The organism is Acidobacteriota bacterium, assembly GCA_009861545.1.
Classification (GTDB): Bacteria; Acidobacteriota; Vicinamibacteria; order Vicinamibacterales; family UBA8438; genus WTFV01.
In genome coordinates this window covers 1-26,579 of sequence record VXME01000077.1, presented here as the reverse complement: position 1 = coordinate 26,579, position 26,579 = coordinate 1, and the positions used below count along the sequence as shown (strand labels likewise).

The following is a 26,579-nucleotide window of genomic DNA, read 5'->3' as shown; positions in this document are numbered from 1 at the left end:
GGCGCAGGCGGCCGGTGTGCAGCGCGGTGCGTCCCGACCCCGGCCGCAGCGAAGCCGGAGTGAAAGCAGGGCGCCGGCTCACCGTCTCCCGTTGCATCGGCTCGCCGAGACGCAGTAGACTCCGTGCGCATGAGTGGGAGTATGCGCCGTGCGGTCGCGCTGGATGCCGTGGCGGTGCTGGCGGCGCTGGTGTTGACGAGCGGCTGCGCTCCCCCTCCCGAGCCCGTCGGCGTCGCAAGGGTTGCGCTGGACCGGCACACCGTCCCGCTGGGCGCCTCGATCGAGGCAACCATCCAGTTCGATCTCGCACCGACCCTCGAGCCGCTGGGCGAGGACTATCAGGTGTTTCTCCAGATGCTGGACCAGAACGAGGTCCTGCTCTGGACCACCGAGCACGATCCCCCGGTACCGACGACGGCATGGCGGCCCGGGGAGTCGATCCGGTACACGCAGAACGTCAGGGTGCCGGCCTATCCGTACGTCGGTCCGGCGACCGTCGCGATCGGCCTCGTTTCCCCCGTCTCCGGGGAACGCCTCGCTCTCGCGGGCGACGACCTCGGCGAGTTGGCCTATGGCGTAGCCACCCTGACTCTGGAGCCGCAGCACGAGAGCAGCTTCGTCATGTACGACGAGGGCTGGCACCAGGTGGAGTTCGACCTTTTCGACGAGACCTCGTGGCGCTGGAGCACCGACCGCGCGGTGCTCTCTTTCCGTAACCCGGGAAGCGCGGCAACACTGCTCCTGGAACTGCAGGGCCGTCCGAGTCTGTTCGACACTCCGCAGCAGCTCACGCTGACCGTCGGCGGGCGCACGTTCGACAAAGTCACACTGGACACGGAAAGCCCCGTGCGACTGGAGTACGAAATGACCGCCGCGGATCTCGGCGAAGCCGACGACGTCCGGGTCGAGTTGCTGGTAGATCGGACCTTCGAGCCGGCCGCTCTCGACGCCGGCGCTCTCGACACGCGCAAGCTCGGTATCCGGTTGCTCGATGTGTACGTCGAGCCGCGTCCGAACTGACCTGCCGGTATTCGGGACGGGCGTCCAGAACGGGCGGTCCCCTCCCAACCCTCTCCCGTGTCCTGGTCCCTTCCAAGCCGTTTGCGACCCCGCCCGCGGCTCTGTAGCGCCCTGGATCCGGAGGCGCAGCCGCAGCTCCAGGCGTTGAGCGAGCGGCTGCAAGCCTTCTACAACGACAGCGCCGTCGCCGCCGGTTACTTCGAGGCCGCCGAGCGGACCAACCCCACCTGGACGCCGAAGATGACCGGACACTGGCGGCTCAAGCAGACCATCCCGCCGGGCAGCCGCGTGGTCGACCTCGGGTGCGGGACCGCACATCCGTGCCGCAACCTGGAAGATCGCGATGTCCGTTATACCGGCGTGGACTGGTCGACGCCGCAGATCGACCGCAACCGGGAACGCATGCCGAACCACGAGTTCGTGGCGGGCTCCCTCTACCGCACCTCCCTGTCCGCCGGTTCGTTCGACGCAGCGATCAGCCTCTACACCATCGAGCATCTCTGCTGGCCGCACCTCCTGCTCGAGGAGATGATTCGGCTCGTTCGGCCGGGTGGACTCATCGCCGTTCTCACGCCTCCGTTTCGCCAACGCGCTTCGATCAAGTCCTTCGACTACGGTCTCAGCCCGCGTCCCTTCAAGGACAAGATCCGCACGTTCAGATGGCTGGATGCCGCGCTCCACCTGTACCAGCACCGGGTTGCGTACCCCTGGTTTCTCCGCCGGAATCATCCCATCGACGCGCCCGAGCACCGTTTTCTGGTCCACCTCGACCCCATCTGTCTGCAATCCCGGACCTGGTTCCCGGACGCTGACGCGGTCTATCTGACCTATGCCCGCGAGATACTGGACCACCTGGTGCGACTGGGCGCCGACGAGGTCGAGTTGCGACCCTTCGACTGCTACGTCGTCGCCCGCAAGCGATAGCAGCGCTCGACCGCCGGGGCGCCCCGACCGGCTCGGCCTCGCCCCCTTGCGGCGCTCCACCACCTCGTTCGGCTATGATTGCTCACGATTATTCGGGCGGCCGGCCGGCTCCCTGATTCGTCGCAGGCCACTTCATACCGGAGACACTTCAACGCGGCGGTTCCCGAACGAAACCATCGCAAGGCGTCCGGACCGTGAACCGACCAGATTTTCCGCGCGACGTGTCGGTCGCGATCGTGGCCCACAACGCCGCGGCTACGCTTCCCGACACGCTGCAATCGCTACGGGAGGCGGGCTGCCCCGAAGCGCGAATCACGGTAGTCGACGTCGCCAGTACGGACGAGACGGCCGCGTATCTTTCCCGGAGCGCGCCGGGCGTGCACCAGCGCCGACTCGACGCCAACCGGGGGCCCGGTCCGGGCCGCAACGTGGCCATTGTCGAGTGTCCGACCCCCTGGGTGCTGCTGCTTGATGCCGACGTCATGGTGGAAGCAGACACGATTGACCTGCTGCGGCGGGCCGCGGAAACGCCCGGCGCGGCCATCGCCAGCCCCGTCGTGATTCACGCGGATCGACCGGACCTGATCCAGTACGCGGACACCGGGTTCCACTTCATCTGCGAAGCAGTCAATCCATACCTGGATCGACCGGTCGAGGCGCGCGGAACGGACACGCGTGACATCGGCGCAGCCTCGGGTTGCGCTCTGCTCATCGACTGCGCGGTCGCGGCCGAAGTCGGGTTGTTCGACGAGCGCTACTTCATCGGCAAGGAGGATGGAGACTTCACGCACCGGGTCAGGCTGGCCGGCTACCGAATCGTCGAGCCTCCACGCGCGCGGGTTCGCCACCGCAGCCGCCGGCGCGGCTCGTGGCTCTTCTACTACCAGATCCGCAACCGCTGGCACGTGATCCTCAAGAACTACGAGGTCCGTACGATCCTCGTTCTGCTGCCGGCTTTCGTGCTTCACGAAGCGCTGCAGGCGATCGTCCTGACGGCCAAGGGACACGCCGTCACCTACTTCAGAGCGTGGGCCGGCCTGTGCCGCCTGCTTCCCGCACTGGCCGCCGACCGGGCGCGAGTCCAGCGCATCCGGGTTCGTTCCGACCGGGAGCTGCTGAAGGACGGCGCGCTGGTCGTGCGGCCCGATCTGGCCGGCGGGAACCTGACCGGCCGGGCGCGGCACGGGTACGAGCGGATGCTTGGCGCCTACTGGCGCGCCATCAGGCCGGTACTGTCGCCGGGCCGCAGAAACGCGTCGGGTACATGACATGCGCCGTCCACGGGTGCTGGTGCTGACGACGTACTACGCGCCGATCCTCGGTGGCGTGGAAACGCACGCGCGCCTCATTGCTCGCTGGATGCACGAGCGAGGCTACGAGACACTGGTGCTAACCACGCGCGTCGGGATGGATCGACCCGCGCCGCCAACGGTCGACGGCGTACCCGTGCATCGGACACGCCCGTCGGGCAGCCGCCGGCAGTGGGCGAAATGGCTGGCTCTGCCGTTCATCTTCTGGGCACTGGTTCGATTGCGCAATCGCTACGATGTCGTCTACTGCCCCGATCCGCGGGGAGTCGGCGTCGCGGCGGTAACGGCGCGCCACCTCCTCTCCAAGCGGCTCGTCTTCCAGGCGGCGACGCCCGGAGTACTGTCCTGCACGCACTGGGACGGCATGCTGGCGCGCGCCGCCCTGGATCCGGCGGGAAGACTGGGACGGGCCATCAAGAGCACGGGCCGCCGGGTCTACGGCGCCGCCGACGCGTACGTCTGCATATCGCAAGAGATTTCGAACGAAGGCCGGTCAGCGGGAATACCGGAGCGGCGAATGGTGTACCAGCCCCACGGCGTTCGCCTCGATCGGTACCGTCCGGCCGCGACGGATGCGGTACGGCGGATCCGCGACGAGCTCGGCCTGCCGCGGGAGCGAATCATCTGCCTGTTTCTCGGCCGGCTCAGCCGGGAGAAGGGCGTCCTCGATCTCGTCGATGCCTGGCGGCGCGTCGACGACGAGTCGGCGGTGCTGGCACTGGCCGGGCCGGAGATGCCGGGCCATCATCTGGATGCCGGCCCCCAGGCCCGGGAGCTGGTCGCGCGGTACGGCCTCTCCGAACGGGTGCGGTTCCTGGGCGCCACCGACACGCCGGCCAGGGTCATGCAGGCGGCCGACGTATTCGTGCTTCCTTCCTACTACGAGGCCTTCGCCATCGCGGTGGCGGAGGCCATGGCGTGCGGCCTGGCGCCGGTCGTCTCGCCGGTCGCGGGCATCGCCGACCACCTCGACCACGGCGAGAACGCGCTGCTCTGCGAACCCGGGCGACCGGACCATCTGGCTGCAACGCTGCGGCGCGCGATCGGCGACACCGCGCTTCGCGTCGCGCTCCGCCGAGCGGCGCGGGCCACGGCCGAGCGTCATTTCGACGGCGAGCGGATGGCGGCGCGCATCGCCGGGCTCCTGACCGACGTCGCAGCGTTCCGACGCGAGGCGGCGTGACCCCGCGGAACCAGAGCCTCGTCGGCAACGCAGCCCGCGCCAGCGGTTCGATCGCCAGCACGCTGCTGCTCGCCGCACTGCTCATCCTGGCCGGCCGGGTGCTCGGAGACGTCGAGTACGGCAAGTTCTCCTTTGCACTCGCGGTGGCGATGATCTTCGAGGCTCTCGTCGACTTCGGACTCAAGGAGATCACGACCCGTGAAGTGGCCCGCGAGAGGCGGGCGGCCCGCCGTCTCCTGGCCGACACCTTCGGATTGAAACTGGTGCTCGCCGCCGCGGCCTCGATAGCCCTGCTGTTGGCGGTACATGTCCTGGGCGCGGAGCCCGACGAGCGATTCGCCTGCTACCTGCTGGGAGCCGCATCGATCCTGCGATCGTACCTTCTCACGATCCGACACACGCTCCAGGGGCTCGAACGCTTCGGACTCGACAGCACCTCGGTGGTCATCGACCGCCTGCTTCTCCTGGGGCTCGGATCCGCGGCCCTGACCGGCGGATTCGGGCTGCTCGGACTCGCCGCGAGCTTCGTGTTCGCCCGCATGCTGTCGCTCTTCGTCGCCTGCATGCTGGCGGCGAGCCAGGTCGGGCGAATTCGTTTCGCGTTCGACGTGTCGTCGTGGCGTGCTCTCCAGCTCCAGGCCCTTCCGTTCGGGGCGTTCGCGGTCGTGTTCTATCTCTACAGCTACGTCGACACCGTCATGCTGTGGGCTCTCCGCAGCGACGCGGAAACGGGGCTCTACAGCGCGGCGTACCGCCTCTACGAAGGCCTGAGCAGCGCGCCGCAGGTGCTGCATGCGGTCCTGATTCCACGGCTGGCGAGCCACTTCGTCCGCGATCGGGCGGCCCACGCGAGGTTGTCGTGCACGGCTCTATGGGTGAGCTTCGTACTGGCCGTCCCCGTGTGCATCGGCGCGGTTCTCCTGGCCAACCCCCTGGTCGGCGTCTTCTTCGGCGCCGAGTACGCAGCGGCGGGACTGCCGTTGCAGATACTCGGCGTCGGGTTCGTGTTCGTGTTTCCGCTCTTCGTCCTGCACGCGGTCGCACTGTCGGTCGATGCCGGCTCCCGACTGCTGCAAATCGCGGTCATCGGATGTCTGGCGAACATCGCGATGAATCTCGTCCTGATCCCACGCTACGGCATGCATGGCGCGGCGGCCGCCACGGTGGCGGGCGAAGCCCTGAGCGCGGCTCTGCTCGGATGGGGGCTCCGCCATCGGCTCTGGCCCACACATGCCCCGCCCCGGTAGACGAGCCGACGACCTCGGCGGGGGTCCGATCCCGTCGGACGATTCGCGTCCCGAGACCCGTCACCCCGGGCTGCCGCGCGCAGCGCAGGGGTATACTTTGCGTCACGGCACTCCGGCGTTCCTGGAGCTCGCGGCCGTGGTGAGTCAAGCGCGGTGGGCACCTCGGCTCTTGTGCCATTCGCAGAACGGGGCGGTACGTTGCGAGGCATGCTCGACCTCGCCACGGGCCGCTACCCTGCCTTCCTCTTCGGCGGACCGATCGGGCGCCTCCTGCCGGTGTTTCATCTCCACGAAGTGACGAGGGCCTCGCTCGAGCCGAAGCTGCAATACCTGGCCGAGCACGGGTACCGGACCGTAACCACCGAGGAAATCGACCGTTTCGTGCGCGGCGGCGTGCACCCCGGCGAACGAACGGCGGCAATCTGCTTCGACGACGCGCACGCGAGCCTGTGGACCATCGCCGTCCCGCTGCTTCGCCGGTACGAACTCCGGGCAATCACGTTCGCCATCCCGGGACGGATCGAGGACGCGGCCGCCGTTCGCACGACAATCGACGACCCGGTCCCGCCGCCGCCGGCGCGGGCGGGCGACTTCGTGACGTGGCCCGAGTTGCAGGCGCTCCACCGGGAGGGTGTCGTCGACGTACAGTGTCACGGTTACTCGCATTCGAAGATCTTCTTCCACGATCAGCCGCAGGGTTTCGTCACCCCGGACTTCGCCAGGTGGCATCCGCTCGACCGACCGCTGATCTCCCGGCGCGCAGCCGACGGCTACCTCGCACCCGACGATCTCGGTGCGCCTCTCTACCCGCAGCGATCACGCTTGAGCGACGCCCTCCGACACTTCGACGGCACGGGCGCGCGCGAGCGGTGCACGGCGTACGTGCGCGCCCGGGGTGGTGCGGCGTTCTTCCGGCGCAAGGGCTGGCAAGCCGAGCTGCTGGCACTCGTGAACGCGAACGACAGGGGTGTCTTCGAAACCGAGAACGAGCGCCGAGATGCGATCTACGAGGACCTGGATCGCGCGCTGGCGGTGTTGCGCGACAGACTTCGAACCAGGACCGTCCGCCATCTCTGCTTTCCCTGGGAGATCGCGGGCGCCATCGCATACGGCGCGGCGCGGTCGATCGGCTTTCGAACCGCCTTCTCCAGCCGGCTTCTGGGCCTGCGGGCCGTCCGTGCGGGAGACGATCCGTGGCGGCTCATGAGACTCAATGGCAGGTTCATCCCGTGGCTGCCCCGGCGGCGGCGCCTGGTCGCCCCCGGCCGGATTCGTCGGGTCCGCGGCGGATCGCACCGAACCCCGTGACTGCTCGTACCGGTTCCGATTCGACGCTCTCCTCCGTATGGTAGAGTCAGCGGCCACGTGAGCAGTCTGGCGAGGATTCTGATGCTCGCCCCCGAGCCCTTCTTCGAGCCTCGGGGAACGCCCTTCAGCGAGTACCACCGCATCAAGGCCCTAGGCGAGCTCGGCTACGCCGTCGATCTCGTGACCTATCCGTTCGGCCGCGACGTGACGCTCCGCAACCTGCGGATCGTGCGCTGCGCGCGACCGCCGTTGGTGGAGGGCGTGAAGGTCGGCCCGTCGGCCACGAAGCTGCTCCTCGATGGACTCCTCGCCGTGACCGCAACACGGCTGGCGTTCGCCCGCCGTTACGACGCGATCCACTCCCACGAGGAGGCCGGCGTTCTCGGGCTGTGGCTGGCGAGACGACTCGGGATTCCCCACCTGTACGACATGCACTCCAGCCTGCCGCAACAGTTGGCCAATTTCCAATACACCCGCTCCGCGCTGCTCCGCCGGCTGTTCGAGCGCGTCGAGATCTCGATGATCGAGCACTCGCAGGTCATCATCACGATCTGTCCCGAGTTGCAGGCGACCGCCGTCGCGCGGGGCGCCGGCCGCCGGGCGTTCCTGATCGAGAACGTGATGGGGGGCGACGTGGAGGAGACCAAGCCGATCCCGGCGCGGGAGATGCGCGCGCGCTACGGCGTGGGCTCCGACCAGCCGCTGGTGCTCTATACCGGAACCTTCGAGCCGTACCAGGGACTCGATCTGCTCACCGAGGCGGCCGCGCTGCTGCGGCGCTCCCACCCCGACGCGCGTGTCCTCGTGGTCGGCGGAACGGTCGCGCAGGTCGATCGAGCCCGTGCGCAGGCGGTGCGGTCCGGCAGCCCGCTCGTGCTCGCGGGCCAGCGTCCACCGCAGGAGATCCCCAGCTTCGTGGCCGCCAGCGACATCCTGGTGTCGCCACGCATCAGCGGCACCAACACGCCCTTGAAGATCTACTCGTACCTGCGGTCGGGCAAACCCATCGTGGCGACGGATCTTCAGACGCACACGCAGGTCCTCAGCGACTCGACCGCGGCGCTCGTGCCTCCGAATGCTCCTGCTCTGGCTGCCGGCCTGGCTAGACTCATGGACCGGCCCGAGGAACGCCGCCGACTGGCAACGGCCGCCCGCTTGCTGGCCGCTTCACGCTACAGCCGGGAGACCTACCTCTCGCGTACCGCGGCCGCGTACGAACGGCTTCTCCGCCGGCGTCCGTCCATCGGAAGCGTCGGCGCCCCGCATTCGGGAGCCGCATGAGAGTCCTGGTCAGCGGCGCCACCGGATTCACGGGCGGCCATCTCGCCCGTTACCTCGCGACGCGCGGCGCATCCGTTCGCGGGCTCGTTCGCCCCCGCAGCCGCCCGCGGGCCGCAGCGCTGGAGCAGGCCGGCGTCGAGATCGTGCTCGGCGACCTGGCCGACGACGCGTCGCTGGCGCGCGCCTGCGACGGAGTCGACGCGGTCTACCACATCGCGGCCACCTACAGGAACGCGGGTCAGCCGGATGCGGCCTACCGCGCGGTCAACGTGCGCGGCACCCGTGCGCTCCTCGACGCCGCGCTGGCAGCCGGCGTCACCCGGTTCGTCCACTGCAGCACGGTAGGCGTCCACGGGCACGTCGAGCGTCCGCCCGCGGACGAAGACGCGCCGCTGGCGCCCGGCGACATCTACCAGGAAACGAAGCTGGAAGCTGAACGCCTGGCCAGGTCCGTGGGCGCGTCGGGAGACATGGAGGTGGTGGTGGCCCGTCCGGCCGGCATCTACGGCCCCGGCGACACCAGATTCCTGAAGCTGTTCCGGGGTATCGCCAAACGCCGCTTCCCGATGCTCGGTTCCGGCGCGGTGTGCTACCACTTCACGTACATCGACGATCTCGTCGAGGGATTCCGACTCTGCGGCGAGGCGCCGGTTGCCGCCGGCCGGACATACATACTGGCCGGCCGCCGGCATACGCCGCTCACGGAGCTCGTTCGAGTTGTCGCCGACGAGGTCGGCGTCCCACCGCCGCGCTGGCGGTTCCCGGTCTGGCCGGTCTGGGCGGCGGGCGCAGTGTGCGAAGCCGTATGCGTGCCGCTGGGGGTCGAGCCGCCGCTCTACCGGCGGCGCGTCGAGTTCTTCACCAAGAACCGCGCGTTCGATACGGCGCGCGCGCGGCGCGAGCTTGGCTTCGAGCCGGCGGTCGATCTCGTCGAAGGAGTGCGGCGCACGGCCGATTGGTATCGACGGGAAGGGCTGCTGTAGCATTCCTCCCGTGGCTCAGGTCTACGCGCTGCGGTACCTCGCTCGAGCCGCGGCAGGGGCCCCGAGAGACCTTGCCGACGCACTGCTGGCGCGGTTCCGGCCGATTCAACCCACCGTACTCATCTTCAACTGCACGTTCGACTGCGACGCGCAGTGCCGGATGTGCGGAAACTGGAAGCGTGGCGGCCTGCAACCGGACCTGACTCTCGCGGAAATCGAGCGCGTCTTCGGCTCGGCGTTGTGGACCCGTCTGGAGAACTTCCACCTGTCCGGAGGAGAGCCGACGACCCGGGACGATCTGGTCGACGTCTGCCGCGTCGTTCTCGACCGGCTGCCGCACCTGCGGAAACTCGGCCTGAGCACGACCGGCCTCACGCCCCACCGGGCGATTCCGATGCTGACCGACATCGTCGAGTTGTGTCACGAGCGGGACGTCATCGCCAGCTTCCGCATCGCCATCGACGGCATCGGCCCAAGGCACGACGCCATACGGGACGTACCGCGCGGCTTCGACAAGGCGGAGGAAACGATCCGCGCGATGCAGGAACTGCAGAGGCGGCGCCGCTTCAACCTCGGCGTATCGACGACCGTCTTCTCCGAGAACCTGGACGACGCCGAGAACATCCTCGCCTGGGCCCGCCGGAGAAGACTCGACATCGTGTTCAACATGTTCCGCGTCACCGACCCGATGCTCGGAAACGGCGACCTGGCGGACGGCTGCCGGCCGATCGGGGAGGCCGAGAACAAGATGCGGCAGTTCTTCCTCGACCGGGTTCGATCGGACCCGCTGCTCGACGGTCAGAACTACATATACCTGCACTATGCCGACATGATCGCGAACGGCTATCACCGGCAGGCGCCGTGTCCGTTCCAGACCCAGGGCGTCATGCTGAATCCGGACGGCGGCTTCTTCTTCTGCGAGAACAGCGAATCGGTCGGCAACGTGCGTGAAGAGGATCCGGTCGACATCTACTTCCGGGAATCGAGTCAGGCTCACCGGCGTCGCATACGGCGGGAACGGTGTCCGACCTGCGTGAGCCCCTGCCAGATCAACGTCGCGGCTATCAAACAGGTCCTACCCTACGTGAAGTTCCTGTGCCGTGCGTCGTACGAGAAGCGGAAGTGCGCAGAGACCTCGCGACGCTGACGTCCCGCACCTTCGACCTGCTCGTCATCGGCGGGGGCATATACGGCGCGATCGCGGCCTGGGACGCGACCCTGCGAGGCTTGCGCGTCGGCCTCATCGACCGCGCCGATTTCGGCGGCGGCACCTCGTTCAACAGCGCAAAGACACTGCACGGCGGGGTTCGGGCGCTGCAGTCCGGCAACGTCGCCGCGCTGCGCCGGTTCGTGCGCGAGCGCCGCGCCCTGTGCCGCATCGTTCCGCATCTGGTCCGGCCATTGCCGTTCGTGGTCCCGACGTACCGCGGGATAACCCGCAATCGAACGCTGCTGCGCCTCTATTTCGCGATCAACGACCTGCTGGCGCGCGATCGGAACGACGGAATCCCGGTCTCCAGGCAACTGCCGCCCAGTCGACTGCTGTCCCGCAACGAGTGTCTCGATCTCAATCCGCTCATCGATCCCGACGGCGTGACCGGGGGCATGGAGTGGTTCGATCACCAGATGCACAACAGCGACCGGGTCCACTTCTCGTTCATCGCGTCCGCCGTGGAGGACGGGGCGATTGCCGCCAACTACGTGGAGGCCAGGGCCGGGCTCACGCGGGGAAACACGGTCGAGGGCGTTCGCGCATCCGACCGCCTCACCGGCGAGTCGCTGGAGATTCGCGCCCACATCGTCCTCAACGCCGCTGGACCCTGGGCGCCGGAGCTCGCACGCCGGCTCGCGTCGTGCGACCGCGGACGCCTCGATGGGCGACTGTCCAAGGCGATGAACTTCGTCATGGCGTCGCCGTTGCGGGGCTCGCATGCGGTCGCCGGGCCGGCAGCCGGACGATTCCTGTTCATCGCGCCGTGGCGCGAGTTCGCCATCGCGGGCACGAGCTACGACAGCTACGACGGCAGTGCGAACGGCCTCGCGCTCGATCGGACCGAGATCGAGCGGTTCATCGGAACCCTCCGCGAGGCGTTCCCGGGGCTGTCCCTGGAGCTCGGCGACCTGCGCCTGGTCCATCGCGGCCTGTTGCCGGTGTCTCCGAACGGCGACGGCGTTCGGCGCAGGACAATCAGCGAGATCGTGGATCATCGCCACGACGGACTCCACGGGCTCATAAGCATGCTCGGCGTGCGCTACACGACCGCCCGCGATACGGCCGAACGCGCCGTCGATCTGGCAGTCCGCCAGTTGCAGCGCGTCGCCGCCCCCTGCCGGACCGCGGACACACCCCTCCTCGGCGGCGACATCCCGGCCGACGTGGATGACTTCATGAAAGAAGTCACGCGTCCGGGGGACGGCCCGATTTCGCCCGAGACGCGAAGGCGGCTGGCTTGCACGTACGGAACCCGACACCGGCAGGTCCTCGGCATGCTGACCTCCTCGAAGACGGACCGGGTGCCGCTCGGCTCCACGTGCGCCGTCACTGCCGGGGAGATCAGGTACGCGGTCCGAGAAGAAATGGCGGTCAGACTGGCCGATGCTCTGCTGAGACGTACCGAAGCGGGTTCCGCGGGCTACCCCGGAGAGGATGCGGTGTTCTCGGCGGCCGGGATCATGGCAGAAGCGTTGGATTGGACGCAGGAGCGTATCGACACCGAAATCGCGGACGTTCGCGGCGCGTACCGCCTTCCCGGTCAGCCGGATCGGTGACCTCCGCGTCAGAACAGCACGCGGAGCCCGGCGCCGGTCTGGATCCCGCCGACGTAGTAGGTACTCTGCTCGCCGTCGGCGGAAGGCGTATCGACCGAACCGAGCGTCAGACGTACGAAGTACCCCACGCCGAGCTTGGGCGCCAACCTGGCGGGCGTCAGTATGACCGTAACGTCGAGGCCCGCATTGAACCCCACGCCGTTTCTCGTGTGCTCCCCGGTATCGACCCGCAGATCGACGTCGGCGAACGGCGGTCCGCCCGCCTCGCTTGCGGTCAGGTTGGCGACGACCCCCTGGCGCAGGTTGAAGTAAGTGGGCCCTGCCGAGAACGCCAGACTCCAGATGCCGCTCGGTCTGAAGCGCCACGCAGCGTAGACGTGGGTGGCTCGCTGCCGATGGGGCAGCGTAAGCGTCTGCGCAGGCGCCGTCCGATCCCGGCCCCTATCGAGAGGGTGCGGGACCGCGCCGGTTACCAGCGCTGTCCCGGACCTGCCGACCTGGGTGTAGCTCGCGCCGATCTCCAGTCCGCGCCAGAGATGCAGGGCGCCGCCGGCGTCGACGTGCGCGGTGCCCCCGAACTCCTCGCTCACCAGAAACCGCGCGCGTTCGCCGTACGCTCGAAAATCGGTCTCCCTGGCGTAACGCGTGTCACCGACCTGGTAACCACCATTGACGTGGAGCAGCATGCGGCCGGAAAGGAGCCATCCGGAATCTCCGGACCGAGCCTCCGGCGCCCGGGAAACCGAGGGCTCTTCCTCCTGTGCGAACACGGAGCCGGCAGCGGCGAACAGCAGGAGCGAGCTCAATCCCATCCCCGCCGCCGAGCGCCACAAGGTGTGGGTCATCCCTGTCTCCGGCGAGCGACCGACTGTTCACCCGACGCGAGCGCCATTCCACGCGCAGCGCCGCGCTGCTCGCCGGTCGCGGGCACGATCTCCACGTCGTAGCGGGCCACGAGAACCCGCTCCAGCTCTTGCGCCATCAAGTCGTAGCCTTGCTCCGTCGGGTGCAGGCCGTCGCGCCCGATGCATGGAATCTGCGGCAGGCCGCTGCACGGTCCCGTCAGCAGGAGGTGATGGATATCGATGAGCTCGGCGCCGTGTCGGGCGGCGATCGCCTGGATGCTGCTGTTCAGCCCCGATACGAGAGACGCCGAGCCGGTGCCTCGTTGGGGTGGGATGGTCATCAGAAGAGTATCGATGCCGGCGGCGCGCGCGGCCGCGACCATTCCGTCGAGGGCCGCGGCGGCGCTGTCCGCGCCGGATCCGGCGATCACGTCCAGGTCGTTGGTGCCGTGCATCAACAGCACGACCTCCGGGCGGTGCCTCCCGAGTTCCAGGCCGAATCGTGCCTCGGCCTGCGACGCTTCCTCTCCAGGCACGCCGGCGTTGACGACCTCGATGTCCTGGGTCAGATAGAGTGAAGCCAGACGCCGCCGGAGACGGGCCGGGTAGGAGTTGAAGCTGTCCAGCCTCGCTCCTCCGTTCGGTGAAGACACGACACCCGCGGTGATGCTGTCCCCGAACGCGAGCAACCGGGTGACCGCCAGTTTCGGCGGACCGAGAACGGTCACCCCGAACACGCAGCTCGCCGTCTGCTGCAGTGCATCCGAGGCGCCGCACGTCACCTCCGTCGTACCGATTCCGAAGGCGCTGCCGGAGTGCGGCGAGCACCCCGCGGTCACCGGCGGCTGGCCGCCACTGACGACAGGCGCCGCGAAGTGCACCGTGGCCGGTCTGCCGTCGAACGACTGGGCCCGACCGCCGGCCGGGCAGGCGATCGCGAGGCGCCCGATCCTGTCGGCGGGCAACGGCGAGGGCGTCGCCGGCGGCAACACGGACGACTCTGCGCATGCGGACAGCCAGAGGAGGACCGTGACGACTGGAACGAGCGTACTGCTGCTGTGGAATCTCACGACGAGGCCGGACGATTCGACGGTGACGAGATGTTAGCCTCAACAGTCATGCGAATCAATTCGCGACGCACGCCTCCGGCGGCGGGCCGTCGGACCGCGACGTGCTCGACCGCAAGCACGACACGCGTCCGGCCCGTCGAGGGCACCGATCCCAAGAAGCGCCGTCCCCGGGGCCCCGCGGCCTCCTGGTTGCTGTTGACAGCGGCCATGGCCTGCGCGGGTCCCGCCGACCCCGAGCTCGTCGAACGATTCCGGGTTGCCTGCGCGCGGCTGGCCGCGGAAGCGTCGGCGGCGGGAGAGGAGGTCCTGACCGGCAGCGACGGGTGGCTCTTCGCCGTGGACGAAGCCGCCGCCCTGGGCGCCGCAGCTCCCCGTTCGGGTACGGCTGTCGCCGCGATCGCGTCGGCGGCCGAGAGGCTGCGCCGCGACGGCATCGAGCTCATCGTCGCACCCGTGCCGCCGAAGGGCATCGTCTACCCCGACCGGCTCGCGCCGGACCTCGACGTACCGATTCCGGTCCGCCGGCTCGACGCGACCCTGCAGGCCCTCTACGACGACCTCCGGGCCCAGGGCGTTCGTCTGGTCGATCTGACGCCGGCGTTCCTCCGCGACCGGTTTCATCACGAGGGGCCGCTCTACTGCAGACAGGACTCGCACTGGTCGGGCGTCGGGTGCGTCGTGGCGGCGGGGATTATCGGGGAGGCGGTTCGGGACCACGTCGCTGTCGACATGACGCCGGCCCGGCCATACGGCCTGGCGTGGTTCACCACGCCGATCCGCGGGGATCTGTGGCAGCGCCTGCCGGAAGCGCCGCCGCGCGAAGAGATTCGCGTGCGCGGCATCATCGAGCCGGAGGATCCGCTGCTCGCACCGGTGGCGATCGGTGGCGACGCGCCGGTCGCAGTCGTCGGCGACACGCACGCGCTCGTATTCCACCCCGGAGAGCCCCACCACGCGCGCGGCGCCGGGGTTGCCGATCAGCTTGCCTTCGAGCTCCGACAGCCGGTCGCCCTTCATGCGGACGACGGGACGGCATTCGCCGAGGACGCGTGGCGTCTTCCGGCCCTTGGCGAGCAAACCGTGGTGGTTGTCTGGATCTTCGCGGCAGCCCGTCTGCTCAGCGGGGCGTGACGCGGCCGGCTCGGCCCCCGCCCGTGGCGTCGGATGCCCGGTCGTGCGGCGACGGGTCGGCCTGCGTCTCCAGGATCTCGCGAACCGCGTAGATCGGTTTGTCCTGCGATTCGTGGTACGTCCGGGCCTGCAACTCGGCGAGGAGCCCCAACGTCAGGAACTGCATGCCGGCGAAGATCAGCAGGATGCCGAGCAGCAGCAGCGGTCTGTCCCCGATCGGCTGATCGGCGACGAGCCGCACGTATCCGAGGTACGCGGTGATGGCGAGTCCGGCCGTCCCCATCAACAGCCCGGGCGGACCGAAGATCTGAATCGGCTGCGTCGAATAGCTGAGCAGGAACTTGACGGTCAGCAGGTCGAGAACGACCCGCATCGTCCTGGCCAGACCGTACTTGGACTCGCCCATGCGCCGCGGCCGGTGGTTGACCTCGACCTCGGCGATGCGGACCCCCTGCTCGCTGGCGATAGCCGGAATGAACCGGTGCATCTCGCCGTAGAGCCGCAGAGAGCGGACCACATCGCCCCGGAACACCTTGAGCGAGCAGCCGTAGTCGTGAAGCCGCACGCCGGTCGTGCGCGAGATCAGCCAGTTGGCGATGTTCGAAGGCAGCCGCCGGTTCAGCCACGGATCGCGGCGCTTTCGGCGCCACCCGCAGACGATGTCGTGCCCCTGGTCGAGCCTGTCCACCATCATGGGCAGGTCCCGCGGGTCGTTCTGCAGGTCGCCGTCGGCGGTAGCGATGACCCGCCCGCGCGCGTGCGCGAAGCCGGCCGCGAACGCCGCGGTCTGTCCGAAGTTCCGCCGAAACGCAATGACGCGAACGTGGGGGTCCCCGGCCTGCAACGACTTCAACGCCGCGAAGGTGCCGTCGCTGCTGCCGTCGTCGACGAGCAGGAGCTCGTAGGAACGGCCCCAGGCGCCCAGCGCCGCGGTCAGCTCGCGGTGCAACTCGGCAACGTTGGGCTCCTCGTTGTAGAGGGGAATCACGACCGAGAGGTCGGGGGTCATGCTTCGCTTCGATGAGGCCGCGGGGAATCTACCCGTGGAGGCGGTCGATTATAGCTCGCCGGTGCGCGTCGCCCTGCGCTGCCGCCAGAGGATCCAGACCACGCCGCCGGCGACGATCAATCCCACCAGGACGAGGGCGACGGCGCGGCCGTTGGCCTCGATGAACGCGATGGCGTCGTCTCCATAGCGGACGGAGAGCATCCCGATCGCGAAGTATCTGAATCCCCGCGCCAGGGCGATCGTAGTCGCGAACTGCCACAAGGGCACGGCCGCGACCCCCGCGAGCAGCACGAAGATCTTGAAGGGCGCCGGCGGCGGCAGGATGGCCGGGATGGCGATGGCGAAGACACCATAGCGCTTCGAAAGCGCGAGAGCCCGCGCCATCCGTGGCCCGCCGAACCGCCGCCGGACCAGGGCCTCGCCGCCGGACCGGCCGATGCAGTACAGCACCAGGCACCCGGTGACCGAGCCCAGGGTCGCCATCAGCGCGTAGTACGGCATGCGCGCGTTGTGCTCGATCACCAGCATCACGACGAGCAGGTCGTTGATCTCCGGCAGGGAGAGGAAGGACGAGTCGAGGAAGGCGACGACGAACAGCCCCGGGCCGCCGATGCCGAGGGCGAAGGCCTGAATCCAGGATACGATGCGGGCCACGGACGCCGGCATTATACCAACCGGCGACCGCCGCACGTCCGCGGCCTCACCGTGCCGGTCAGAAACCCACCTGGAACGTCACCTGCGTGGTCAGGCCGCCGAGGTCGATCTCGTCTTCGAGGAACCCGTTGTCGATGCCCACCAACCCGCTCACCTCGTGGTACTGGGCCTCGAGGCCGAGAGCGTACCGGTCGCCGAAGGGAATCCGCACCCCGCCCAGCACGACGCCGCCGGCGTCCGTCCCTTCGGCCACGAAGCGGTCGTTGAACGTATCGAAAGAACCGAACCGGTCGACCGCGCTGAAGTCGATGAACTTGCCGAATTCGGCGTAGCGCCACGCGTAGAGGCCGAACCCGCCACCGAAGTACGGCTGTACCGGCGTGTCTCCGAACGGCAGGAAGCGGATGGTCGCGGTTGCCGGAACGATACGGAGACGGAAGTCCTGGAAGATCTCGCTGCCGTCGACGTCCACGTAGTCGTTGTACACGCTCGGGACCGTCCGCTGGTAGAAGCCGAGGCCGAGACTCACCTCGAAGTGGTCCCCGAGAGCGAGATCCCAGGACCCGCCCACCGCCCCGCCGTCGAAGTCGTCCAGCCGGAACGCGAAGACGTTCAGGTTCTCCAGCAGGACGTCACGGTCGATCCGGCTGTCGAATCCCTTGATCGCGAACTGCCCGGCGGTTAGCGTGACCGACTGCTGCGCGAGCGCCGACCCCGTGCCGAGGACGCTCGCGACGATTACGGCGGCGGCGAAACCCGTTCTCCTGGCGCTGCGTGACATGCTGGCCTCCGGTGTGTAGTAGACAGGCATTCGATCCCTCCCACCTGTCTACAAGCACGATCGATGCCAGCAGGCCGGCACGCGGAACGCGCGCGCCATCAGTGCTTTCCGCTCGGCCGGAGCCGCGGAAGCATCCCATGTTATCTGGCGGAGACGGGTCCGGCTCGGCCGCGGGGCCCCGGCCGAAGCTGGCAAGAGACGAGCGTCGACTCGCCGATCGGTGTCGCGGATTGGTGTCCAACCGTCCAGTGCAGAGAACGCCGGCCGACCATCGACACCCTGTCGACGCGCAGGCAGGGCGATGGGCTATACGGCGCGTCCGCGAATGATGCCCAGCATGGCGTCGTGCAGCAGACCGTTGGTCGCCACGACCGAGCCCTCGCGCGAATCGAAGGACGCGCCGGCCAGCGTGGAGACCGTGCCGCCGGCCTCGGCCGCGATCAGCGCGCCGGCCGCCATGTCCCACGGATGCAGGCGCTGCTCCCAGAAGCCGTCGAACCGCCCGGCCGCCACGTAGCACAGGTCGAGCGCGGCGGAGCCGAGCCGCCGCACGGCCCGCGCCTCGGCAACGAACGCGCCGAACAGCCCGATCACCTCGTCCACCGTCTCATGCACGTCGTACGGAAACCCCGTACAGAGCATCGCGTCGACCAGCCCCGAGGTCGTGGACACGCGCAACGGAACGCCGTTGACCCGGGCGCCGGAGCCCAGCTCGGCCGTGAAGAGCTCCTCGCGCATCGGGTCGTAAACGGCGGCGATGCTTGGAACGCCGTCGATCTCGAGCGCCAGCGACGCACAGAAGATCGGCAGGCCGTGCGCATAGTTGACCGTGCCGTCGATCGGGTCGAACACCCAGCAGTAGCGCGGCTGCGCGGGTACGCCGGCGTGATCGTCGAGCTCCTCCGCGAGGATGGCGTGGGACGGGAACCGCTCCCCGATCATGTTGCGGAACCAGCGCTCGACCTCCAGGTCGACCTGCGTCACCAGGTCGATGACCCCCTTCTTGTCGACCTGCACGTCGGTTCCGAAGTGTGCGCGCTGAATCCTTCCGGCCTGCAGCACGGCTTCGGCCGCGGTGGCGACCAGGAGTGGATCCACCGCCTCCGCATCGCCACGCCGGCCCGGCCCGCCCCGCGTCATTCCGCCGCGCCCAGCTTCTTGACCATGCGCACCTCCATCCCCCCTTCGGGGATTCGCTGCAGCCTGATGTCGTCCATGAAGCTGCGCATGAAGAAGATGCCGCGGCCGCTCGACCTGAGGAGGTTCTCGGGGGCCAGGGGATCGGCTACGGCGTCCGGGTCGAAACCCGGACCCTGATCGAGAACGCGAATGACCAGGCGCAACGGCTTCGCCCGGGGCTCGAGCCGGATCTCGACGGTTACGCGCTTGTTGCGGTCCTCACCGTTGCCGTGCTTGATCGCGTTGATCACCGATTCGCGAACCGCCACGCCGACCCAGTGGATCGTCTCCTCGTCGAGACCTCCGACCTGACCCGCGTGATCCGTCAACACCTGGACCACGTCCAGCATGTCCAGATGGCTCGGAAAGTCGAGGCGGATGAGATTCCCGGCGGGAGGCATGCGCTGGGGTCGACGCGTAAAGATAACCGGCTGGCCGCGGTCGGGCAAGCTCGTCGGCAAGGAGGGTCGCATGGCAGGTCGTCCAATAGTCGCTCACGGTGAAGTGCCATTGAAACGAGCGGGTTCGACGCCAAGCGGCTGCCCCTCCGTTCGAACTGCCGGTCGACGTCGGGTAGTACCGCGTGCAACCGGCAAGCAAGAAACGTGCGCTATAGTGGGCGCGCATGCGCGTCGCGGCGTCGCCCTCCGTCATCGTGGAACCGGCCCGGCTGCTGCGGGGGCGGCTGCGGGTGCCGGGCGACAAGTCGATATCCCACCGCTATGCCCTGTTGGCGGCGCTGGCGCATGGCACGTCGACGATAGACGGCTACTCGACGGGCGCGGACTGCGGCTCGACGCTCCGCTGCCTGCGCGAGCTCGGCGTCGAGATCGAGGAGACCGGGACGAGCGACGGGACATCCACCTTGCGCGTCGCGGGCCGCGGGCTCGGCGGTCTCTCTCCCCCGGCGCGCGTGCTCGACGCCGGCAACTCGGGCACGACCATGCGCCTGCTGGCCGGCATCCTCGCCGGGCATCCGTTCGATGCGGTGCTCACCGGGGACGGGTCCCTGCAGCGCCGGCCGATGCGGCGCATCATCGAGCCGCTGGAGAGGATGGGGGGGCGCGTCGAAGCCGACGGCGGCCGCCCACCGTTGCGCATTCGCGGCGGCTCCCTGAACGGCATGACGTACGTGCCGCCCGTCGCCAGCGCCCAGGTCAAGAGCGCGGTGCTGCTGGCCGGCCTGCATGCCCGGGGAGTCACGCGAGTCCGCGAGCCGGCGCCGACCCGCGACCACACGGAACGCGCGCTCGAGGCGTTCGGGGTGCCGGTCGACGCCGGAGACGGCGCGGTCGCGGTCGCCGGCGGCTCTCCGCTCCGGCCGCTGGCCCTCAGAGTGCCCGGGGACCCGTCGTCGGCCGCTTTCTGGGCGGCGGCGGCCGCCGTGGTGCCGAACTCGGACGTGACCATCGAGGCCGTCGGGCTGAACCCGACACGCACCGCGTTCCTCGACGTTCTCATGCGCGCCGGCGCCGCTATCGAGGTGCGCGTCGAGGACAGCTCCGGCGGCGAGCCCCTCGGCGACGTCCGGGTCCGCTCGGGATCGCTCCGGAACCTCGTCATCGGGGCGCCGGAGGTGCCGTCGCTCATCGACGAGCTTCCGGTCCTCGGCGCCCTCGCCGCGCACGGCCCCGCCGTGGACGTCGGCGGCGCGGCGGAGCTGCGCCACAAGGAGAGCGACCGCATCACGGCGCTTGCGGCCGGCCTGCGCGCCATCGGCGTGCGGGTGGACGAACGTCCCGACGGATTCCGCGCCGAGCGCGAGGGCGTACCGCCGGGCGGCGCGGCGGACGCGGCCGGCGACCATCGCCTGGCCATGGCGTTCGCGGTGGCGGCCCTCGCGGGCGCCGGACCGAGCGTGATCCACGGCGCCGGCGCGGCGGACGTCTCGTATCCGGGATTCTTCAGCGCCCTGGACTCGCTGCGCGCCTGATCGGCGCGGGACCGCGCGCCGCCGGGGCGCCCGCGCAATCCGCCGCACCCTTGCTACACTGCGCCGCGTGCGAACCGACAAGGTCTTTCTCGTAGGCTTCATGGCCGCCGGCAAATCGACCGTCGCCCGAGCGCTCGGCGCGCGTATCGACTGGCGGGTGGAGGACGTGGATTCGCGGATAGAGGCGCGCGAGCGCCGCGCGGTGGCCGACATCTTCGCGACGCACGGCGAAGCCCGATTTCGCGCGGTCGAGCGCGAGGTGCTCCGCGAGCTGCTGCCGATGCGGCACACGGTGGTCGCCACCGGCGGCGGGACATTCGCCGACCCGGCGAATCGGCAACTCATCAACGCCGACGGGGCTTCCATCTGGCTGGACGTCTCGTTCGAGACCGTGGTCGATCGGATCCCGCCGGACGGCCGCCGTCCACTGGCGGCCGACCGCACGACCATGGAGGCGCTGTACCGGACGCGGCAGTCGGCCTACCGGCACGCCCACCTGCGGCTCGACGCCGACCGCGCACCGGCCGGCGAGCTGGTCGAGCGCGTTCTGGAATGGCTGGGAGAATGAAGGCGTCTGCGGCCACGCCGCGCGAACGGCGGATCACGCCGTCCGCGGCTTGACCTGCGCGCGCCGCGCCGCCCGCGCCTCCCGCTCTTCGCGGCGGCGCAGCTCGGCCGCGTAGGCGTCGGCGGCGGCGCGCGATCCGAGGATCCAGCCGATCACCATCCCGAACAGCAGCACCGCCGGAATGAAGACGAAGTGGCCGGCGGTCATGTCGAACATCAGGCCGCCTCCAGGGGATCGTCGTCGTCCGGGACCGGACGGCGGCGGGCCAGCTCCGCCAGATCGCGCTCGACGTCGGCCTGCCGCCGCGACAGGAGCCAGAAGTAGCCGAACGCGAGGATCCAGACGATCGCGTAGGCGCTGATCAGGAACGGCGCCGCGGGCAGGCGATCCTCCTCCGGCAATTCGTCGATCGGCACGAACTCGTTCACCTGCTCCGGCTGGGCCGCGGCCCAACAAGGCAGGACGCACACGACCGCCGCCGCAAGGACCGATACGAGCGCCAACGGCGACGCGCGTCGCCGGCGGGCGCCTCCAACGCCAGGTATTCCGGGGTTCATCGCCAGCACGCGTCGCATCCTGTGAAGGGGTCAGTAGTCGTCGTCATACGCCAGTCGCAGGCGGTCCAGCTCGGCCTCCTGCTCCGCCAGCCGGCGCCGGCCGCCGAGCATGACGAAGAACAGCGCGAGAAAAGCCGCCACGCACCACCAGAACGGGCCGGCCATCGACGCCGGAAACTCCGGCACGACCGTGGTCTGCGGGTGGAGGGTCCGCCAGACGTTGACCGACACGTACACGATGGGCACGTTGAACATGCCGAACAGGGCCAGCCCCGCGGAGAGCTTGTCGGAGCCGGGCCCGCCGTACTTGCGCAGCAGCAGGTAGGCGACGAAGGTCATCTCCAGGATCAGCGCCAGGGTGAGCCGGACGTCCCAGACCCACCAGGCGCCCCAGGAAACCCGCGCCCAGAGCGGGCCGGTGGCCAGGCCCATCGCCCCGAACAGCACCGCCAACTCGGCCGCGGACACCGCCAGCCGATCGGCCGCGGGCCGCTCCTTGAACAGGTAGATGCCGCTGGAGATGCCGCAGACGAAGATCGCGAGGAACATCACGAACCAGACCGGCACGTGGAAGTAGACGATCTTGGCCACCAGGCCCATGGTCGCCTCGTAGGGCGCCTGCGCGATCAGCAGCGGAGCCACTGCGAACATCACGGTGGCGACGGCGAGCCACCCGATCGACCAGCGTCCCGTCATGCGCCTCATTCTGTCATGAGCGGTTCGAATGTCCAAAACGAGAGCGTCAGGAAGACCGCGTCGAAGAAGACGATCAGCGCCAGCCAGAACCGCGCCAGGTCGAGGTTCGGATCGGCCTGGATCAGCGCCAGCGTGCCGTTGACGCCGGCGATGAGCACCGGCACCGTGATCGGATACAGCAGCACCGGCAGGAGCACCGCGCGGCTCTGGGCCCTCGCGAGCATCGCCGCGAACAGCGCGCCGACCCCCGCGAAGCCGATCGTGCCCGCCGCGAGCAATCCGACGAACAACAGCGCATGCTCGAAGAACGGCGTCGAGAAGAACAGCGCCACGAAGAAGACGACGACCACCTCGACCAGCGCCATCAGCAGCACGATGCCGAGGAGCTTGCCGGCGAAGATGGCGCCCCGCTCGACCGGGGCGAGCAGCAGCCCCCGCAGTGCGTCGTGATGCAGCTCGCGTTCGAACGCGCGCCCCAGGGCAAGCTGGCCCGCGTAGGCCAGGGCGACCCAGACGATGCCGGACTCCGCCCCCTCCACCGGACGTCCGGAACGCACGAAGGCGAACGAGAAGACGAGCACGCACGACGCGGCGAAGAAGGTGGTCGTGTACAGGACCTCGCGGCTGCGGGACTCCACGCGGATGTCCTTGCGCAGGACGAGCCAGGCGATCCGGAGCACCTCACGCACCGGAGGTCGTCCTCCCCGCGCGTTCGTCGGCGACGGCGGCCCGGTATCTCTCGCGAAGGCTGCCGCCGTCTTCGCCGAGCGGTACCGTGCGCCCGGCGCGGAGGACCACGGCGCGATCGAGGAGCCCGTCGACGATGTCCAGATCGTGTGTCGCCAGCAGCACCATGCGACCCGCCGCGCGCAGACCGCGCAGGCGCGCCACGAAGTCGCCGACCGACCGCTCGTCGAGACCGGTGAACGGCTCGTCCAGCAGCACGAGCCGCGGCTCGTGCAACAGCGCCCGCTCCAGAGCCAGACGCTGCCGCATGCCCCGGGAGAAACCACCGACACGATCCCCCCCGCGCTCGGTGAGTCTCGCCCGCGCGAGCGCCGCCGCCACGCGATCCGCCGGTTGCGCGACGCCGTAGAGCCGGGCGAAGAACTCCAGATTCTCGCCGGCCGTCAGCTCCGGATAGAGCTGCAGCTCGTGGGACAGATAGCCCAGGCGGCGGCGCAACGCCGCCCCCAGCTCGCGTGCCGGAAGCTCGCCGTACAGAACCCGCCCCCGCGACGGAGCGATCAGGGTGGCGAGCACCCCGAGCAGCGTGGACTTGCCGGCGCCGTTCGGGCCCAGGAGCCCAATGATCTCACCGCCGCGGATGTTCAGGGACACGCGCGACAGCGCGCGCTGGCGGCCGTAGTGGCGCGAGACGCCGGCGACCGTGAGCCGTTCGAAGTCGAAGACGCCCGAACTCGTGGTCGGCATGGGATGGCGAACCGCGGGAAACGAAGCGGGGCCGGCTACCGCCGCCAAACCCGTCGCGAGACTCCGTGCTCGGCCCCGGCCCCCACCTCCGCAGGACCCTGCCCCTCGGAACTCACTTCGTTGCGTCCTGCGGCGCAAGCTCCTGGCCGGCGCTGCTCGACTGGCTGGTGACGGGCGGCACCCCCGCCCCGGCGGCGGCCGGGCTCGGCAGGACCGGCGCGACCTCGTCGTCGAGCTCGGCGTAGATCCGTTCGAGCTCGGCCATCAAGACACGGCGCCGGTTCGCGTACTTCGTATCGCCGATCCGGCCCGCACGATGTTGCTGCTCGTTCTTCACGAGCTCGCGGAAACGCTTCTCCCGGCGTGCTTCCATTTGCTGGCGCCGTTCGGCGGCCGGGGCCGAACGATCCGGCGTCGCAGCGCCCCAGGCGCCGGCGGCCAGCAACACGAACGCCACCCCCAGCGCCAGCATCGCCGGCGATCGGCTGTGGTGCGGAAGACCGGAGATCTCCAGCGACACGGCCGCGCCGGCCGCCACGAGCGGACCTGCCGCGAAGATGAAGGTCCGCCCGTCGGCTCCCTCCGGGCTCGCGTCGGCGCGCCGCGCGATCTGCTCCGACGCGATGTCCATGTCGCCCCACTTCTCGACCACGAGCAGCAGGGACTCGAGCGCGGCCGGCAAGGGCTGCTCGAACGCCAGGCTGGGGCCGGAGTACGGCAGCACGAAGCCGACGCGGAGCGGCGTCATGCCCGGCGGGAACGGACCCGGCACCGACACCTGCGCTCCCGCCGCGGCCGCGCGCGGGGTCGAGCCGCCCATCAGCGTCGTGCCCGTCGCGCCGACCGGCAGCGACAGCGCGATGGGCGTGTCCGGCTCGATCGGCACGTCGCGCCAGTTCACGATGTCGAGCAGGTAATAGACGTTCAGCACTTCCTCGCCCAGCTCGATCACGATCCGCGAGTCGGAGCCGAAGTTGACCGTGCCGGACTCGGCCGGCGCATCCGGCTGCGGCGGGTCGGCGCCGCCTACGAGCATCAGCCGAATGCCTCCCTGCCCCGGCACGGGAAAGGGCTGCGACTCCAGGCGTACCCCGTCGAGCTCGGTGGCCGCCACCACCGTCGCCCCGGGATTCAGCGTCAGAAACTCGGCCCGGCCCTCCGCGTTCGTCACGGCGGTGGCGACGTTGTCTCCCTCGCGCAGCTCCACCGCCTGATCGGGCACGTTGTTGGACAGGGTGCCGCGAACGACCCGCACCGTAATCGTGCCGGCCGGCAACTGCGGATCGGGAAGCGGAATGCCCGACATCTGGCGCGGATCCGGCTGCGCCGACGCCGGCGCGGACAGCAGAAGCGCCACGGCGGCGAGAAGAACGGCTCCAGGGAAGCCGCGCCTGGCCGCAACGCGGTGCGCCGTCCCCACCCGCTCCGTCTCCTCTTCGATTCCCATGACGCCTACAGCGCCGCCCCGCATGCCTTGCAGAACTTCGCGTCGAGGTCGTTGCTTGCGCCGCAGTGGACGCACACCAGAAGGGTCGCCGGCGCGCCGCTCGTTTCCGTCCCCGCGTCGCCGGCTCCCGTCAACCGCTCGGCCAGCTCACGCTCGATCTGGTCGCGGTAGCTGGCCCCGTCCACGTCGAGCTGCTTCAGGAGCGAGCGGGCGCGGAAGCGGAGCCGACCGCCCATCTCGTGGAAGTCCGCGTCGGACACCTTGCCCATCGCCCGGTCGAACTCCAGCTCCTTGAGGGAACGCAGTACGAGGGTCTTCTCGCGGTCGAGGGCCGCCCGCGTTCGGCCGCCCACCATCTCGACGCGCTCGGCGAAGTCGCGCGTCAGCAGCGGCACGACCATGCGATAGATCGCGTAGCCGACGTAAGCACCGGCCCACGCGGCCAGCACCACCAGCACCAAGGGCGCGAGACCGCTCGGGCGCACGGTGACCACTGCGACCGTCGCGCCGGCCAGGCCGGCCAGTACGAAAAAGTGCCAGGGGCGGAAAGTCGCCGGCGCGGCGTCAGTCGAGGTTCCGGAGCTCATCATCCAGTCGGGCGTCGAGCTCGGCGTCGATCGGCTCGGGGGCCGGCGCCGCCTTGCCATCCGTGGCCCCGCCGCGCCGCGACCAGCGGACCGCAACACCGCCTACGGCCACCAGGCACCCGAAGCCCACGAGATAGGGGAAGAGCCAGGCCATGCGGTTGAAACCCTCGTCGAGCGGCGCGCCGAGCGGCTCCTGGCTGCCGTACGCGGCGACGAAGTAGTCCAGGATCTCGCGCTCGCCGCGGCCAGCCTCGATCTGCTCGCGAAGCTGGCCTCGCATGAACTCCGCGCCCGCGGCCACGAGTTGCTGCGAACCGTCCGACCCTCGGACGTAGCGGGGAGGCGACGAACAGCGACAGTCGGCCAACGTGTAGTGGGGACAATCGCCGCAGGTGCAGACGAGCCGCCGCTGCAGGTCGGCCTCCAGCGGCGTGGTGGCGGCGTACGACTCCGGCGGGGCGCCGACCTGAGCGTGCACAGGCCCCGCCAGCCCCGGCACAGCCAGGGCCAGGACCAGCATCGTGGTCGTCACCCCCGACGTCGCGCCGACCTCCGAGCCGGGCGCCCGGCTGGCGAGGAACGCGAAGCGGCTCTCCGGCAGCAGCGCAATCCCGGTCCCGAACGCCAGCAGCGCGAACCCGAACCAGATCCAGTTCACCAGCG

Annotated in this window: 28 protein-coding genes; 13 read left to right on the top strand and 15 right to left on the bottom strand. The window is 69.5% G+C overall.

Going from position 1 to position 26,579, the window contains the following annotated elements:
* The first annotated feature begins 141 nt into the window (after nucleotides 1-141).
* The 10 genes from F4X11_13015 (at nucleotide 142) to F4X11_12970 (ending at nucleotide 12,025) form a co-directional block, all read left to right on the top strand.
* Nucleotides 142-1,020 (top strand): hypothetical protein, encoded by an 879-nt coding sequence (locus F4X11_13015; protein ID MYN65933.1) that lies wholly within the window; start codon nucleotides 142-144, stop codon nucleotides 1,018-1,020.
* Between the two features lie 144 nt (nucleotides 1,021-1,164).
* The gene (locus tag F4X11_13010; protein MYN65932.1) at nucleotides 1,165-1,944 is read left to right on the top strand and encodes a class I SAM-dependent methyltransferase; all 780 of its coding nucleotides are present in this window, start codon (nucleotides 1,165-1,167) and stop codon (nucleotides 1,942-1,944) included.
* Nucleotides 1,945-2,078: 134 nt separating this feature from the next.
* Complete coding sequence (locus tag F4X11_13005) at nucleotides 2,079-3,212, top strand: glycosyltransferase (protein ID MYN65931.1); 1,134 nt, start codon at nucleotides 2,079-2,081, stop codon at nucleotides 3,210-3,212.
* Between the two features lies 1 nt (nucleotide 3,213).
* Nucleotides 3,214-4,437 carry a glycosyltransferase family 4 protein gene (locus F4X11_13000; GenBank protein ID MYN65930.1) on the top strand — a complete coding sequence of 408 codons (1,224 nt, stop codon included), beginning with the start codon at nucleotides 3,214-3,216 and terminating at the stop codon, nucleotides 4,435-4,437.
* Nucleotides 4,434-5,684, top strand: a complete 1,251-nt coding sequence (locus F4X11_12995; protein MYN65929.1) for an oligosaccharide flippase family protein — start codon at nucleotides 4,434-4,436, stop codon at nucleotides 5,682-5,684. The genes F4X11_13000 and F4X11_12995 overlap by 4 nt, the downstream gene beginning before the upstream one ends.
* A gap of 207 nt (nucleotides 5,685-5,891) precedes the next feature.
* Entirely contained in the window at nucleotides 5,892-6,992 is a 1,101-nt protein-coding gene (locus tag F4X11_12990) for a polysaccharide deacetylase family protein (GenBank protein ID MYN65928.1), read from the top strand.
* Between the two features lie 57 nt (nucleotides 6,993-7,049).
* On the top strand, nucleotides 7,050-8,273 hold the full coding sequence (locus tag F4X11_12985) for a glycosyltransferase family 4 protein (GenBank protein ID MYN65927.1): 1,224 nt from the start codon (nucleotides 7,050-7,052) through the stop codon (nucleotides 8,271-8,273).
* On the top strand, nucleotides 8,270-9,256 hold the full coding sequence (locus tag F4X11_12980) for an NAD-dependent epimerase/dehydratase family protein (protein MYN65926.1): 987 nt from the start codon (nucleotides 8,270-8,272) through the stop codon (nucleotides 9,254-9,256). Before F4X11_12985 ends, F4X11_12980 begins: the two co-directional genes overlap by 4 nt.
* 10 nt (nucleotides 9,257-9,266) lie before the next feature.
* Complete coding sequence (locus tag F4X11_12975; protein MYN65925.1) at nucleotides 9,267-10,403, top strand: radical SAM protein; 1,137 nt, start codon at nucleotides 9,267-9,269, stop codon at nucleotides 10,401-10,403.
* Nucleotides 10,379-12,025, top strand: a complete 1,647-nt coding sequence (locus F4X11_12970) for a glycerol-3-phosphate dehydrogenase/oxidase (protein ID MYN65924.1) — start codon at nucleotides 10,379-10,381, stop codon at nucleotides 12,023-12,025. Before F4X11_12975 ends, F4X11_12970 begins: the two co-directional genes overlap by 25 nt.
* A gap of 8 nt (nucleotides 12,026-12,033) precedes the next feature.
* On the opposite strand, the gene F4X11_12965 is transcribed toward F4X11_12970, so the two are convergent.
* Both F4X11_12965 and F4X11_12960 read right to left on the bottom strand, forming a co-directional pair.
* Complete coding sequence (locus tag F4X11_12965) at nucleotides 12,034-12,870, bottom strand: hypothetical protein (protein MYN65923.1); 837 nt, start codon at nucleotides 12,868-12,870, stop codon at nucleotides 12,034-12,036.
* Nucleotides 12,867-13,940: an HYR domain-containing protein gene (locus F4X11_12960; protein MYN65922.1), complete on the bottom strand. Its 1,074-nt coding sequence runs from the start codon at nucleotides 13,938-13,940 to the stop codon at nucleotides 12,867-12,869. Before F4X11_12960 ends, F4X11_12965 begins: the two co-directional genes overlap by 4 nt.
* Nucleotides 13,941-13,970: 30 nt before the next feature.
* Here F4X11_12960 and F4X11_12955 point away from each other — a divergent pair, with 30 nt between their 5' ends.
* Complete coding sequence (locus tag F4X11_12955; GenBank protein ID MYN65921.1) at nucleotides 13,971-15,071, top strand: hypothetical protein; 1,101 nt, start codon at nucleotides 13,971-13,973, stop codon at nucleotides 15,069-15,071.
* On the opposite strand, the gene F4X11_12950 is transcribed toward F4X11_12955, so the two are convergent.
* From F4X11_12950 to F4X11_12930, 5 genes are all read right to left on the bottom strand, one after another.
* Entirely contained in the window at nucleotides 15,058-16,080 is a 1,023-nt protein-coding gene (locus F4X11_12950) for a glycosyltransferase family 2 protein (GenBank protein MYN65920.1), read from the bottom strand. The two genes, F4X11_12955 and F4X11_12950, sit on opposite strands and share 14 nt — an antisense overlap.
* Nucleotides 16,081-16,128: 48 nt before the next feature.
* Complete coding sequence (locus F4X11_12945) at nucleotides 16,129-16,746, bottom strand: hypothetical protein (protein ID MYN65919.1); 618 nt, start codon at nucleotides 16,744-16,746, stop codon at nucleotides 16,129-16,131.
* A 46-nt stretch (nucleotides 16,747-16,792) separates the two neighbouring features.
* Complete coding sequence (locus F4X11_12940; protein ID MYN65918.1) at nucleotides 16,793-17,545, bottom strand: outer membrane beta-barrel protein; 753 nt, start codon at nucleotides 17,543-17,545, stop codon at nucleotides 16,793-16,795.
* Nucleotides 17,546-17,821: 276 nt separating this feature from the next.
* Complete coding sequence (locus F4X11_12935) at nucleotides 17,822-18,655, bottom strand: inositol monophosphatase (protein MYN65917.1); 834 nt, start codon at nucleotides 18,653-18,655, stop codon at nucleotides 17,822-17,824.
* Nucleotides 18,652-19,167, bottom strand: coding sequence for an ATP-binding protein (locus tag F4X11_12930; GenBank protein MYN65916.1), 516 nt, complete (start codon nucleotides 19,165-19,167; stop codon nucleotides 18,652-18,654). Before F4X11_12930 ends, F4X11_12935 begins: the two co-directional genes overlap by 4 nt.
* 152 nt (nucleotides 19,168-19,319) lie before the next feature.
* On the opposite strand from F4X11_12930, the gene aroA reads away from it, so the two are divergent.
* Both aroA and F4X11_12920 read left to right on the top strand, forming a co-directional pair.
* Nucleotides 19,320-20,627, top strand: coding sequence for a 3-phosphoshikimate 1-carboxyvinyltransferase (gene aroA / locus F4X11_12925; GenBank protein ID MYN65915.1), 1,308 nt, complete (start codon nucleotides 19,320-19,322; stop codon nucleotides 20,625-20,627).
* A 67-nt stretch (nucleotides 20,628-20,694) separates the two neighbouring features.
* Nucleotides 20,695-21,195: a shikimate kinase gene (locus F4X11_12920; protein ID MYN65914.1), complete on the top strand. Its 501-nt coding sequence runs from the start codon at nucleotides 20,695-20,697 to the stop codon at nucleotides 21,193-21,195.
* A 33-nt stretch (nucleotides 21,196-21,228) separates the two neighbouring features.
* Here the strand turns inward: F4X11_12920 and F4X11_12915 are convergent, their stop codons facing one another.
* From F4X11_12915 to F4X11_12880, 8 genes are all read right to left on the bottom strand, one after another.
* Nucleotides 21,229-21,411 (bottom strand): hypothetical protein, encoded by a 183-nt coding sequence (locus F4X11_12915; protein MYN65913.1) that lies wholly within the window; start codon nucleotides 21,409-21,411, stop codon nucleotides 21,229-21,231.
* A complete protein-coding gene (locus F4X11_12910) occupies nucleotides 21,411-21,770 on the bottom strand; it encodes a CcmD family protein (protein ID MYN65912.1) in 360 nt (119 codons plus the stop codon). The genes F4X11_12915 and F4X11_12910 overlap by 1 nt, the downstream gene beginning before the upstream one ends.
* Before the next feature lie 12 nt (nucleotides 21,771-21,782).
* Nucleotides 21,783-22,457, bottom strand: a complete 675-nt coding sequence (locus F4X11_12905) for a hypothetical protein (protein MYN65911.1) — start codon at nucleotides 22,455-22,457, stop codon at nucleotides 21,783-21,785.
* Nucleotides 22,454-23,470: a hypothetical protein gene (locus F4X11_12900; protein MYN65910.1), complete on the bottom strand. Its 1,017-nt coding sequence runs from the start codon at nucleotides 23,468-23,470 to the stop codon at nucleotides 22,454-22,456. Before F4X11_12900 ends, F4X11_12905 begins: the two co-directional genes overlap by 4 nt.
* Nucleotides 23,130-23,882, bottom strand: a complete 753-nt coding sequence (locus F4X11_12895) for an ABC transporter ATP-binding protein (GenBank protein MYN65909.1) — start codon at nucleotides 23,880-23,882, stop codon at nucleotides 23,130-23,132. Before F4X11_12895 ends, F4X11_12900 begins: the two co-directional genes overlap by 341 nt.
* Nucleotides 23,883-23,994: 112 nt before the next feature.
* Nucleotides 23,995-25,329: a hypothetical protein gene (locus F4X11_12890; GenBank protein ID MYN65908.1), complete on the bottom strand. Its 1,335-nt coding sequence runs from the start codon at nucleotides 25,327-25,329 to the stop codon at nucleotides 23,995-23,997.
* Between the two features lie 5 nt (nucleotides 25,330-25,334).
* Nucleotides 25,335-25,976 (bottom strand): zinc ribbon domain-containing protein, encoded by a 642-nt coding sequence (locus F4X11_12885; protein MYN65907.1) that lies wholly within the window; start codon nucleotides 25,974-25,976, stop codon nucleotides 25,335-25,337.
* Nucleotides 25,894-26,579: hypothetical protein (locus tag F4X11_12880; protein MYN65906.1), on the bottom strand; the 686-nt coding region annotated here is incomplete at its 5' end. The genes F4X11_12880 and F4X11_12885, both read right to left, overlap by 83 nt.

Excerpts from the sequence above, each read along its gene's own strand:
- F4X11_13015 (MYN65933.1), top strand. The coding sequence starts at position 142 with ATGCGCCGTGCGGTCGCGCTGGATGCCGTGGCGGTGCTGGCGGCGCTG.
- F4X11_13000 (MYN65930.1), top strand. The coding sequence starts at position 3,214 with ATGCGCCGTCCACGGGTGCTGGTGCTGACGACGTACTACGCGCCGATC.
- F4X11_12990 (MYN65928.1), top strand. The coding sequence starts at position 5,892 with ATGCTCGACCTCGCCACGGGCCGCTACCCTGCCTTCCTCTTCGGCGGA.
- F4X11_12980 (MYN65926.1), top strand. The coding sequence starts at position 8,270 with ATGAGAGTCCTGGTCAGCGGCGCCACCGGATTCACGGGCGGCCATCTC.
- F4X11_12965 (MYN65923.1), bottom strand. The coding sequence starts at position 12,870 with ATGACCCACACCTTGTGGCGCTCGGCGGCGGGGATGGGATTGAGCTCG.
- F4X11_12955 (MYN65921.1), top strand. The coding sequence starts at position 13,971 with ATGTTAGCCTCAACAGTCATGCGAATCAATTCGCGACGCACGCCTCCG.
- F4X11_12950 (MYN65920.1), bottom strand. The coding sequence starts at position 16,080 with ATGACCCCCGACCTCTCGGTCGTGATTCCCCTCTACAACGAGGAGCCC.
- F4X11_12945 (MYN65919.1), bottom strand. The coding sequence starts at position 16,746 with ATGCCGGCGTCCGTGGCCCGCATCGTATCCTGGATTCAGGCCTTCGCC.
- F4X11_12940 (MYN65918.1), bottom strand. The coding sequence starts at position 17,545 with ATGCCTGTCTACTACACACCGGAGGCCAGCATGTCACGCAGCGCCAGG.
- F4X11_12935 (MYN65917.1), bottom strand. The coding sequence starts at position 18,655 with ATGACGCGGGGCGGGCCGGGCCGGCGTGGCGATGCGGAGGCGGTGGAT.
- F4X11_12930 (MYN65916.1), bottom strand. The coding sequence starts at position 19,167 with ATGCGACCCTCCTTGCCGACGAGCTTGCCCGACCGCGGCCAGCCGGTT.
- aroA (MYN65915.1), top strand. The coding sequence starts at position 19,320 with ATGCGCGTCGCGGCGTCGCCCTCCGTCATCGTGGAACCGGCCCGGCTG.
- F4X11_12915 (MYN65913.1), bottom strand. The coding sequence starts at position 21,411 with ATGTTCGACATGACCGCCGGCCACTTCGTCTTCATTCCGGCGGTGCTG.
- F4X11_12910 (MYN65912.1), bottom strand. The coding sequence starts at position 21,770 with ATGCGACGCGTGCTGGCGATGAACCCCGGAATACCTGGCGTTGGAGGC.
- F4X11_12905 (MYN65911.1), bottom strand. The coding sequence starts at position 22,457 with ATGAGGCGCATGACGGGACGCTGGTCGATCGGGTGGCTCGCCGTCGCC.
- F4X11_12895 (MYN65909.1), bottom strand. The coding sequence starts at position 23,882 with ATGCCGACCACGAGTTCGGGCGTCTTCGACTTCGAACGGCTCACGGTC.
- F4X11_12890 (MYN65908.1), bottom strand. The coding sequence starts at position 25,329 with ATGGGAATCGAAGAGGAGACGGAGCGGGTGGGGACGGCGCACCGCGTT.
- F4X11_12885 (MYN65907.1), bottom strand. The coding sequence starts at position 25,976 with ATGGCAAGGCGGCGCCGGCCCCCGAGCCGATCGACGCCGAGCTCGACG.